The organism is Citrobacter sp. TBCS-14 (assembly GCF_005280805.1).
Lineage (GTDB): Bacteria > Pseudomonadota > Gammaproteobacteria > Enterobacterales > Enterobacteriaceae > Citrobacter > Citrobacter gillenii.
In genome coordinates this window covers 1-269 of sequence record NZ_SZWM01000345.1, presented here as the reverse complement: position 1 = coordinate 269, position 269 = coordinate 1, and the positions used below count along the sequence as shown (strand labels likewise).

The window sequence follows — 269 nt, the reverse complement described above, 5'->3', positions numbered from 1 at the left end:
AAGGGCAGCGGTATTTCTAACAGTCTGCACACCCAGCGCCTGGCCGTGGATTTTAATCTGTTTGTGAATGGCCAGTATCAGACCCGTACGGAGGACTATCTGCCGCTGGGTGAATACTGGGAGTCGCTGGGCGGGAGCTGGGGCGGGCGTTTTAAATCCAGACCGGATGGTAATCATTTCAGCCTGGAACATAACGGGGTGCGCTGATGAGTCACGCGCAGTGGCTGGTTGTGGTGGCGCTGGCGTTTGTCTGGGGCTGGCTGACCGCT

Annotated in this window: 1 protein-coding gene; it reads left to right on the top strand. The window is 58.0% G+C overall.

Features of this window, described 5'->3' with window-relative positions; genetic code table 11:
• Nucleotides 1–207, top strand: a 207-nt coding sequence (locus FDX22_RS15425) for a M15 family metallopeptidase (RefSeq protein ID WP_146717421.1), incomplete at its 5' end; no start/stop codon positions are given.
• Nucleotides 208–269 lie beyond the last annotated feature (62 nt).